The organism is Asticcacaulis biprosthecium C19, assembly GCF_000204015.1.
Taxonomy (GTDB): Bacteria; Pseudomonadota; Alphaproteobacteria; order Caulobacterales; family Caulobacteraceae; genus Asticcacaulis; species Asticcacaulis biprosthecius.
In genome coordinates, this window is sequence record NZ_GL883077.1 from 2175897 (window position 1) to 2187043 (window position 11147).

An 11147-nucleotide genomic window follows, 5' to 3' on the forward strand; every position below is an offset into this window, starting at 1 on the left:
TGCCGATAGTATAAGTGCGCGTTGCGTCGTGTGACAACGATTTGACTCCCAAGGGAGATATCATGCGTATTCAATTCTGGTTTGACGGCGAGGACGTCGGTAGGACGTCTGGGCTCGCCCTGGCGAGTGACACGTCCAGCAGGGTCCTTGCGATCGCCACAACCGCGCCTTGCCAGGCGCCGGCAATCTCATCATTCAGGCCTTTGTTGGATTCCAATCCGTTGCAAGGTGCTGCCATGGGCGGTGCCTTGATCAGTTCAACGCCCGTCCTGGAAGCTGCGGCGAGGACTGTGGCAGGTGCGGCGGCGTCCACGGGCGTCACGGAGGCCTCGAGCTCAGGGATGTCCGAGCGGCTGTCGCAGTATTGGGACGCTGGACAAAATCGCTACGAATTCAGTGGTGATCAAAGCATCGATGCTGTGCTGATCGGCTCGCGCTGGACCGACACCGACCTGACCTTTAGCTTTCCGAGTTCTGGCGCCTATTATGACACGCCCTATTATGACTCGGGTTACCTGGCGGACCATGTTGTTTTTAATACGGTGCAAAAAGGGGCCGCGCGATACGCGTTTGCCCTGATTGCGGGCTATAGCTTGCTGACCTTCAACGAAGTCACGGAAACCGAGGCCACGCACGCAACGATCCGGCTGTCGCAGACCAATGATGCCTCGCTGGAAGCGGCGGAAGGCAATTTCCCGGGATCCAATCGCTGGGATGGCGATGTATGGTTGGGCCTGACCGACCAGCCTTTTTACCTGACGCCGCAAGTCGGCAACTGGGGTATGACCACGATCCTGCATGAAATTGGCCACACGATGGGGCTCAAGCACGGACATTCGGACTACACCACCTACGATCTGACCGACGACGACTATGTTGACAAGCCCGGTCCGCGCTTCGGCACCCGTGCGCTGGACGCAGCCGAGGACAATTGGGCGCATTCGGTCATGACCTATCGGTCGGCGTCAGGTTACGATACAGACTTCCAGGGGGATGAGTTCAATCAGCCCCAGACCTACATGCAGAACGATATCGCCGCCCTGCAGTACCTGTATGGCGCCAATTTCGGGTTCAACAGCGGCAATACGACCTACACCTTTGATATCGGCACGGGCGAAATGTTTGTCGACGGCGTCGGGCAGGGGACACCTGAACTGAACGTGTTTGGCAAGGGCCTCATTTTCCGGACCGTGTGGGATGGGAACGGGGTTGATACCTACAATTTCAGCAACTTTTACACTCACCAGTCGATTGATCTCAATCCGGGCGCCTGGTCCACGATGAGTTCGGGGAATCTGGTCGATCTGCGGCCAAAGGACGACAGTGAAGATCCGTTGGCGCCGGGGAATCTGGCCAATGCGCTGTTGTTTGAGGGTGACACGCGTTCCCTGATCGAAAATGCAAAGGGTGGATCCGGCCACGACACCATCGTTGGTAATCAGGCGGCCAATACGCTTGATGGCAATGGCGGCAGTGATACGATCAATGGCGGCACTGGCAATGATTGGCTCTATGGCGACACGGGTCTCGACACTCTGAACGGTGGCAGCGGCGATGACGATGTCTTTGGCGGCGATGGCAAGGACGCGCTCTATGGCGCCTCTGGCAACGACTTTCTAAACGGCGATGATGACGACGACCAACTGTTGGGCGAGGCAGGCAATGACTATCTGAATGGTGGCGCGGGCAGCGATATCCTGGTCGGATCGACGGGCAATGACACCTATGTGGTCGATGATATTGGCGACTATCTCTTTGAGGCGGCCGGCGGAGGATCAGATCTGGTCTATGCCTATGTGAGCGAGACACTGGCGGCGAATTTCGAACAGCTCACGCTGCTTGGCGGGGGCAATATTGATGGCACGGGTAATTCGATCAGCAACGTCATCAATGGCAATGGGTACAATAACATCCTGCTGGGCGGTGGCGGGGGCATCGATACGATCAATGGCAATGGCGGTGACGACTATATCTGGAATACCAACTATGCCAATCACGCCCTCAACGGGGGGACGGGAAACGACACGATCGGCGGCGCCTTTGCCTATGGCGGAACCTGGGATGGGGGCACGGAGGTCGACCTGGTCGATATGACGCTGCACAACTGGGCGGCGACCTATAACCTTACCGTAGGCACCTATGCCACCAGCGTCGGAACGCTTAACATTGTCAATTTCGAGAACGTAAATGCCGGCGAGCAAAACGATGTTGTCAATGGCAACGCTGTGGCGAACCTGATCTACGGCAATGGCGGCAATGACAGCCTGGTGGGGGGCGGTGGCGCAGATTCGCTTTACGGCGGCGACGGCCATGACACGCTGGACACGGGTGTCGCCGAAAGCAACGACAATTTTGCCGATGGCGGTGCCGGTGACGATGCCATTTGGTCGTCCGGCGAAGGGACCTATGCCGGAGGGCTCGGGAACGACTATATCCGTGCGGGCCTGACGGCTGGCCTGGCGGAAGTCCTTGATGGCGGCGAAGGCCTGGATACGCTCGACACGACAAGTTACCAACTGGACTATGTCCTGAACCTCTCAACGGGTCTGACACATATCGCGTTCGAAGATTTCGACAATTTCGAACATGCTGTCCTGGGTGGCGGCAACGATAGTGTCATCGGCACGGACGCCAGCAATAACATCAGTACCGGAATGGGTAACGACAGCGTCGATGGTGGGGCGGGGGCTGACACCTTGACCGGGGGCGCCGGCGACGACATCTATGTCGTCGACAGTTCCGCGGACCATGTCATAGAGACCACGGGCAATGGCAATGATGTAATACGGTCTTCCGTTTCCTATTCCCTGGCGGGGAGGGTGGTGGAAACCCTGACCCTGACGGGAAATGCCAACATTAATGCCACCGGTAATGGTAATGGCAACCGATTGAATGGCAATGCCGGGAACAATGTCCTGGATGGTTCGATCGGCAATGACACCCTGACGGGCGGACTCGGCAATGACAGTTATTATGTCAGCACAGCCGGCGACAGTGTGGTCGAGGCCGCGGGCGAAGGCACCGACACCATCTTTTCGGCCATTACGCTGAGCCTGGCCGGGCGGCAGGTGGAAAATCTGACCTTGCTGGGCGACACGGCGCTGAATGCGATAGGCAACGGCGTCGGCAATGTGCTGACGGGCAACAATGGTGGGAATGTTCTGGACGGCGGCGGTGGTCACGATCGGCTCAACGGCGGTTTGGGGGCCGACAGCCTGATCGGTGGCACGGGTAGCGATACCTATGTCGTCGACCATGCCGGCGACACGGTGACAGAACTGGCGGGCGGCGGCACTGACCTGGTCGAGTCGTCGATATCCTTCACCCTGGGCGCCCAGGTCGAACAGCTTACACTGACCGGCGCGGCCGCTATTAACGGGACGGGTAACGATCTCAACAATGTCCTGACGGGGAATGGGGCCAACAACATCCTGTCTGGGGGATTGGGTAACGACACCTATTTCGTTCAGAATACCGGTGACAACGTCGTTGAGGCGGGGGGCGCCGGCAGCGATGTCATCTATTCTACAGTGACCTACTCGCTGAATGGTCGTTTTGCCGAGGCCATTTACCTGAAGGGTGAGGCGAATATCGACGCGACGGGTAACTCTCTGGCCAACCAGCTTGTTGGCAACAGCGGCAACAATGTGCTGAACGGCAAGGGCGGGGCTGATACTGTGACCGGAGGATTCGGGGCGGACGTCTTCCTGTTTCAAACGGGCAGCGGTGCCGACACGATTAATGACTTCAGTGCGGCTGATAACGACAGCATCCATGTCAACGCCTATACAGGTGGTGTGGCCAACAACGCCTTAGTCGTTCAGAACGGGCTGAACGTGGTCATCAATCTCGGTGGCGGCAATATAATCACGGTGATCGGCGCCCTGGAGGCTCAGGTCGAAGCCCAGATGGTGTGGTAATCCAAGTCGGATCTATTGTGTTTCGGGGCTTTGCGGTCATGCCGCAAAGCCTTTGACTAACCGGAATGCGCAAGTTTGATGTGCGTGCAAATTGTACCCGATCCGGCTACATAGGGCCGGCGAAAATAAAGCCATTTCGAAACGGTAACAAATAGTTTACCGGACCTGCGAGGCGTTGGATTTTTTGTTGAAAAAACAACGATCGAGCTGTGGTTAACCGCGATTCATAAAAGTTTCACAAGAAAACGGTCTTTCGCCGTACGCTGCAACGGGTGTAGGATTCTGGCGGGGGCATGTTTGCCGTTGTGTAAAGCTTTTCCAGAAGTCCTTCGATTTTAAACGATCGAAGAAGGACTTCCGATTTCGTCCCTATGTCCTTTCCGACCGTCGGATTTTGGCAACGCCGTGATGGTGTGCTTCCGGCGGGACGGCCTTGTTTTTTGTCAATTCACATTTCCTGAGGGTGCTCCCATGCGCGTACGTTTCGGTTTCGATTTTGAGGAAGCTGGTCAGGCTTCCGGTCTCAACTCATCGGCTTCGGCCCTGGCCCTGTCAGCGGCAGCTTCGCCGACCCTCGTTGCGCTTGAAGCGTCCAACTTTGCGCTGACCGCGCCCAAACTGGCAGAGGATAGCCTAGTGGCAGGGCTGGCATCGGTGCCGGCCGAGAGCTACCATGGTCGCGGTGTAGCGGCTCCGGCTGCGGTGATCTCCGCGCCGGCCGCGGATCGCAGCTATGGCGGCAGCTATACTGGCGCCCACAATACCGGCCATATGTCCGGCGGCGCCACGGACGGTGGCGTCAACGGGTCTTCAGGGCCCGGCCAGACGGTCCGCATCGCCCAGTATTACGACGCCGGCCAAGCCCGCTACGAGTTCAGCGGCAACCAGGATATCGACGCCGTCCTGATCGGCTCCAAATGGTCGAGCACCAGCCTGACCTACAGCTTCCCGACCTCGGGCAGCTTTTACCAGACGCCCTATTATGACAGCGGCTACCTGACCAACCACGTGGTGTTCAACGCCGCCCAACAGACGGCGACGCGCTATGCCCTGGGCCTGATCTACGGCTATACCCTGCTCAGTTTTACCGAGGTGACCGAGAGCAACACCACCCACGCCAACCTGCGCTTCTCGCAAACGACGGACTCGTCGCTTGGCTCGGCGGAAGGCAATTTCCCAGGTTCCGATAGCTGGGATGGCGACGTCTGGTTCGGCCAGACGGGCCAGCCCTATTACCTGACGCCGCAGATCGGCAACTGGGGCCAGGCCACGATCATGCACGAGATCGGGCATGCCCTGGGCCTGAAACACGGCCATTCCGACTATACGGGCTTCGACCTGGCGCCTGGCGGCTATGTCGACGGGCCCGGACCACGTTACGGTTCGGCCGCGCTGGATGCTGCCCACGACAGCTGGGCCTATTCTCTTATGACCTATCGGTCGGCCTCAGGCTATGCCTCCGACTTCCAGGGCGATCAGTTCAACCAGCCTCAGACCTATATGCAGAACGACATCGCCGCGCTGCAGTACCTGTATGGCGCCTGGTTCGGTTTCAATTCCGGCAACACGACCTATAGCTTCAACGTGACGACCGGCGAATTGTTCGTCAACGGCGTCGGCCAGGGGACACCGACGCTCAATGGCGGCCAGGGAAAGATCTTCCGGACCATCTGGGACGGTAACGGTATCGACACTTATGACTTCAGCAATTTCACCGACAACCAGTCGATAAACCTGGCGCCCGGCGCCTGGTCGACCATGAGCGCGGCCCGTCTGGTCGACCTGCGACCTCTGGATGGCGGCGTCAATGTCGCCCCGCCGGGAAATCTCGCCAATGCCCTGCTGTACAATGGCGACCTGCGTTCGCTGATCGAGAACGCCAATGGCGGCTCGGGGAACGACAGCATCTATGGCAACCAGGCCGGTAACACGTTGCAGGGCAATGGTGGCGACGACTATGGCTTTGGCTCAACGGGCAATGACACGCTGTATGGTGCGCTTGGCAATGACACGCTCGATGGCTGGACGGACAATGACGTCGCCTACGGCGACGGCGGCGACGATCTCCTTATGGGCTATTTTGGTAATGACACGCTCAGCGGCGGGATCGGCAATGACGTCCTGAACGGCGAAGATGGCAATGACTACCTGGAAGGTGACGGTGGCAACGATACCCTGAGTGGCTCGACCGGGAATGACAGCTACGTCGTCAGGGAGGCCGGTGACGTGATCTCGGAAGCCGCCGATGCTGGCACCGATCTCGTCTGGGCCGAGATCAGCCACACTCTGGGCGCCAACTTTGAAAACCTGAACCTGTTCGGATTTGGCTACATTGACGGAACGGGCAACAGCCTCAACAACGTCATCAATGGCAACGACTATAACAATGTCTTAGCAGGCGGCGGCGGCACCGACACGATCAATGGTGGCGCCGGGGACGATGTCGTCTATTCCACCGGTTACGGCGCCTATTACGGCGGCGTCGGTAATGACACCGTTTGGGCGGCCGGCGGTTATCCTGAACTGCTGGACGGCGGGGACGGCATCGACTTGCTCGAAGTGTCAACGGCCTTCTTCGACTATGCCATCAACATGGTCACTGGTGTGACCAATTTTGCGACCGAGTCGTTCGTCAATTTCGAAAACCTGAACAGCGGCACAGGCAACGATACCCTGGTTGGTACCTCCGGCGACAACATCATCAATGCCGGCGCTGGTAATGACAATGTTAACTCCAGCGGCGGGAGCGATACGGTCAACGGCCAGCACGGTAACGACTATCTGTATTCCGACGCGTTCTCCAATAAAACCTATGACGGTGGTGCAGGTAACGACACGATCGGTGGCGGCTTCCAGTATGGCAACACCTGGGATGGCGGCGCAGACACCGATACGCTGGATATGGCCTTGCACAACTTCGGGCCGGCAACGGTCAATCTTGCGCTTGGGACCTACACAACCACTAACGGTACCGTCAATGTTCTGAATTTTGAGAACTATACCGGCCACAACGCCGTGGAAATCATCATCGGTACGGCCGGAGCCAATGTCATCATCACCGCCGCCGGCAATGACGATATCGACGGCGGCGGCGGTGCCGACACAATCTCCGGCGGCGACGGGAACGACTTCCTGCACAGCAGCAGCGGCGGTGTGGTGGCCTGGTACGGCGATGGCGGCAACGACACCGTCACCGGCATTTTCAACTACACCAGCTATATCGACGCCGGCGCCGATGTCGACACCCTGGACCTGGCCTATATCACCGGGGGCATCCCGCCGATTGCCTTTGATCTGGCGACCGGCGCCTACACCGATGGCAGTGGCAGCCTGACCCTTCTCAATTTCGAGAACTATCTTGGCCAGGGAGCCGCGGAAACTGTCAGTGGCACCGATGGGGATAATTTGATCGAAGGCAATAACGGCAACGACTCGATCTCGGGCCTTCTGGGTGGGGATACGCTGAACGGCGGGTCCGGCAACGACACTGTCAATGCAGGCACCTACAGCGCAGCTGACCTGGTCGATGGCGGGGCCGGCAACGACGTCATCACGGCGTCGGGCCGGGGCACCTTCACCGGCGGGACCGGCAATGACTATATGTATGCCGGCCTCGGTACCGATGAGACTCTCGACGGCGGCAGTTCGACGGACACCATCGACACCACCCTGTGGAGCGGTGACTACGTTCTGGACATGATCACGGGCCTCACCAATTATGCGGGTGAGCTCTATATCAATTTCGAAATCGCCGTGACGGGAGCCGGCAATGACTCGGTATCCGGCACGGCCGGCGCCAACCGGATCGAGACCGGTGCCGGCAATGACTGGCTGGACGGACTGGGTGGCGTCGATACCCTGGTCGGCGGCACGGGCGACGATACCTATGTTGTCAACTCCGCCTCTGACGTGGTGGTCGAAGCCAGTGGCGAAGGCACGGACACGGTCCGCTCGTCGGTGACCTATACACTGGCTGGTATCAATGCCGAGGTTCTGGTCCTGCTGGGGTCCGGCAACTACAGCGGCACCGGCAACGGCCTGTCCAATACGCTATATGGCAACACCGGAAACAACCGGTTGGACGGCGGTACGGGTAACGACACCCTCTATGGCGGCACGGGCAATGACACCTTTGTTGTCAACACCACCGGCGACACGATCGTCGAATTCGCCGGTGAAGGTACCGACCTGGCCGAGGCTTCGGCCAACTACACCCTGTCGGCTGACGTCGAAAACCTGACGCTGATGGGCACCGGCAATATCAACGGTACCGGCAATGCCCTGGGCAATGTCATCACCGGCAATACCGGCAACAACGTCCTGGCGGGCGGCACTGGCGACGACACCTTCTACGTCCAGAACGCTGGCGACAGCGTTGTGGAAGCCAATGGCGAAGGCACGGACACGGTCAATTCTTCCGTGACCTGGTCGCTGGCCGGCAGCTACGTCGAAACCCTGATCCTGACCGGTGCCGCCAATATCAACGGCACGGGCAACGGCCAGGCCAACGCCATCTACGGCAATACCGGCGTCAATAGCCTGATCGGCGGAGGCGGCCACGACGTCCTCGATGGAGGGGCGGGCGCTGACGTGTTGACCGGCAATACCGGCGATGACACCTATTATGTCGACAATGCCGGCGACAATGTCGTCGAGGCCAATGGCGAGGGTACGGCCGATATCATATATTCCTCGGTCACCTACAGCCTGGGCGGTCGCTATATCGAAAGCCTGCTGCTGACAGGGTCTGCCAATATCAACGGCACGGGCAATAGCCTGAACCAAACGATTGTCGGCAATACCGGCGACAACACGCTGACGGGTTTGGGGGGCGCCGACTACCTCGATGGCGGCGCGGGCGGCATCGATGCGCTGATCGGTGGTACCGGCGACGACACCTATGTCAATGGCACCGGCGATACGATTACGGAGAACGCCAGCGAGGGCATCGACACGGTGCGGTCGGGTATCACCGCGACGCTTGGCGCCAACCTGGAAGTTCTGATACTTACCGGCGTCGCCAACATCAATGGCACCGGCAATACGCTGGACAACGCCCTGTATGGCAATGACGGCGACAACGTACTGAGCGGCGGCACCGGCAATGACAGCTATTACGTCCAGAACGCCGGTGACACCATTTCCGAAGCTTCGAACGCTGGCACCGACAGTGTCTTCTCTTGGGTGACCTACAGCATCGCCGGCAAGCAGATCGAGAACCTGACCCTGACGGGCGCCGTGGCGCTCAATGCCACCGGCAACAATCTGGCGAACGTGCTGACCGGCAATACGCTGGCCAACACCCTGGACGGTTCTGGCGGTCATGACCGTCTGGATGGCGGCGCCGGTATCGATACCCTGATCGGCGGGACCGGCAACGACACCTATGTTGTCGACGACCCCACCGACACCCTCACCGAACTGGCCGGACAGGGCGCCGATTCCGTTGAAGCCTGGACGACCTATACCCTGGGCGCCGAGGTCGAAAACCTGACTCTGATGGGGTCGGCGGCTATCAGTGGTACGGGCAACGCGCTCAACAACGTCCTTACCGGCAATAGCAACAGCAACATCCTGACCGGTGGGCTGGGCAATGACACCTATTACATCCAGAACACGGGCGATAATGTCGTAGAACTGTCGGGCGAGGGAACGGACACCATCTATTCGACGGTTACCTACTCGCTGAGCGGCCGCTATGCTGAGGCCATCATCCTGACCGGTTCGGCCAATGTGAATGCCACTGGCAACTCCCTGACCAACAGCCTGACCGGCAATAGCGGGAACAACACGCTGAACGGCAAGGGTGGGGCCGACAACCTCACCGGCGACCTAGGCAGCGATCTGTTCCTGTTCGAAACCGCCAGTGGCGCCGATACAGTGACGGACTTCTCCGCGGCGCAGAACGACACCATCAACATCAACGCCTATACAGCCGGCGTGGCCAATAACGGTCTCGTCACCCAAAGCGGCGCCAATGTGTTGATCAGTCTGGGCGGTGGCAACGTCATTACCGTGCTGACCGCGACCCAGGCCGACGTTCTGGCGCATATCGTCTGGTAGGTTACGTTTTGAGATCTAACGGCATGCGGCCCTGGCAACAGGGCCGCATGTTGCGTTTTATACTTGGTCATATACGGATTGAGTCTAGGTGGTTACTTTGTTTCAATTTTGAAATAAGTATAAATATAACAATATCTTAAGTCGCTTTGTCGATCCTTGTGGCCTGGGCGGGCTGGTATCGAAGAGGACAGATTTATGAACATTACCTCCAACATCTGGGCGACGGGCCTTTCGTCTGGCACCCCGTCATTCGCGACAACACCGTCGCAGGGCAGCGCACCGCCGATGCAGGGGCCGCCACCCAAGGGACCGCCGCCCCAAGGACCGCGGCCGGCGGCATCGGAAGGCCTGTCGATGTCGGACGAAACCCTGGCGGGTCTGGTCGGCGTCCAGCAGGCGCAAGGGCAGGGCTTCACGCCGCCGGCGTTCGAGGACATCGATAGCGACGGCGACGGTGGTATCAGCCAGGGCGAAATGCAGGCCTTCGGTCAGACGAAGCATGCGGATGAGACCACCGACAAGGCCGATGCTCTGTTCTCGGAGATGGATGTCGACGGTGACGGTACGGTAACGGCGCAGGAAAAGGCGGCCTTCGACGAAACACGCCGGCCGGGCAAGGCGCCGCCTCCGGGCGACGCGCCGACTGATGCGACGGCATCTGACACAGACAGTGCCGCATCAACGGCCAGGCTGGCGGCGCTGATGCAGGAACTGATGACGGCGCTGGAAGCCTATACCGGCACGGCGGAGTCGACGCAGACGGCGACCACCACGACCACGTCCGTCGCGGCGTAAGTCAAGCCGGCGGGCAGAACGCCCGCCGAAGCGGATATCTCAACTCGCCGTGCCGTGGCTTTGATAGAAAAGGGCTTGAAACCACGAATGAACACGAATGCACACGCATAAGACTTGGAACCGCGAATGAACGCGAATAAGCGCGAATGAAGAGAGCGCCCAAGGCGCTCAGGCCGAGAATGGGCAATATTGAACTCTCAGGCGGGACCTAAACTTCGCGTTTATTCGCGTTCATTCGCTGTTCCAAACCTTCCTTTCACTTTATTCGTGTGCATTCGTGTTCATGCGTGGTTTCCCCCCCCCTGTGAGCGGGTAAGGCCGCTTCGCGGCGTTATACCAACCCTCGATGACCTTGACTCATCGCTGGTT

At 59.1% G+C, this 11147-nt stretch carries 3 protein-coding genes; all 3 read left to right on the forward strand.

Features of this window, described 5'->3' with window-relative positions; all coding sequences use genetic code 11:
* Nucleotides 1-236 precede the first annotated feature (236 nt).
* The 3 genes from ABI_RS25150 (at nucleotide 237) to ABI_RS09980 (ending at nucleotide 10778) form a co-directional block, all read left to right on the forward strand.
* The gene (locus ABI_RS25150; RefSeq protein ID WP_169313716.1) at nucleotides 237-3920 is read left to right on the forward strand and encodes a M10 family metallopeptidase C-terminal domain-containing protein; all 3684 of its coding nucleotides are present in this window, start codon (nucleotides 237-239) and stop codon (nucleotides 3918-3920) included.
* 471 nt (nucleotides 3921-4391) lie between these two features.
* Entirely contained in the window at nucleotides 4392-9983 is a 5592-nt protein-coding gene (locus tag ABI_RS09975) for a M10 family metallopeptidase (protein ID WP_006272812.1), read from the forward strand.
* A 195-nt stretch (nucleotides 9984-10178) separates the two neighbouring features.
* On the forward strand, nucleotides 10179-10778 hold the full coding sequence (locus tag ABI_RS09980) for an EF-hand domain-containing protein (protein WP_006272813.1): 600 nt from the start codon (nucleotides 10179-10181) through the stop codon (nucleotides 10776-10778).
* The last annotated feature ends 369 nt before the right edge of the window (nucleotides 10779-11147 follow it).